This window comes from Desertibacillus haloalkaliphilus, from assembly GCF_019039105.1.
Classification (GTDB): Bacteria; Bacillota; Bacilli; order Bacillales; family KJ1-10-99; genus Desertibacillus; species Desertibacillus haloalkaliphilus.
The window spans coordinates 1-343 of the sequence record NZ_JAHPIV010000522.1 but is presented as its reverse complement, the minus strand read 5'-3'; the positions used below and the strand labels follow the sequence as shown (position 1 = coordinate 343).

Here is a 343-nt window from a genome sequence, read left to right as displayed (position 1 = left end):
AGAGGGGAAGAGAAAAGGGAGAGGGAGAAGGAGGGGAGAAGGGAGGGGAAGGGAAGGGAGGGGAAAGAAGGAGAGGGAGGGAGGGGAGAGGAAGGGGGAGAGGAGGGAGGAAAGAGGAGGAGGAAGAGGAGGAGGGAGGAGGAGAGAGGAAAGAAAGAGGAAGAGGAAAGAAAAAAAGGGGGGGAAAAAGAGGAGGGGGAGGGGGAAGGGAAGGAAAAGAAAGGGGAAGGAGGGGGAGGGGGGGGAGGGGGGGGGGAAAAAAGGAGGAAAGGGGAGAAGAGGGAAAAGGGGAGGGGAGAAGGAGAGGAAGGGGGAGAGAAAGGAGAGGGAGGAGGAGGAAAGA

The 343-nt window shown here is 58.9% G+C and carries 1 protein-coding gene; it reads left to right on the top strand.

Features of this window, described 5'->3' with window-relative positions; all coding sequences use genetic code 11:
* Positions 1-343, top strand: a 343-nt coding sequence (locus tag KH400_RS30360) for a hypothetical protein (protein ID WP_217228628.1), incomplete at both ends; no start/stop codon positions are given.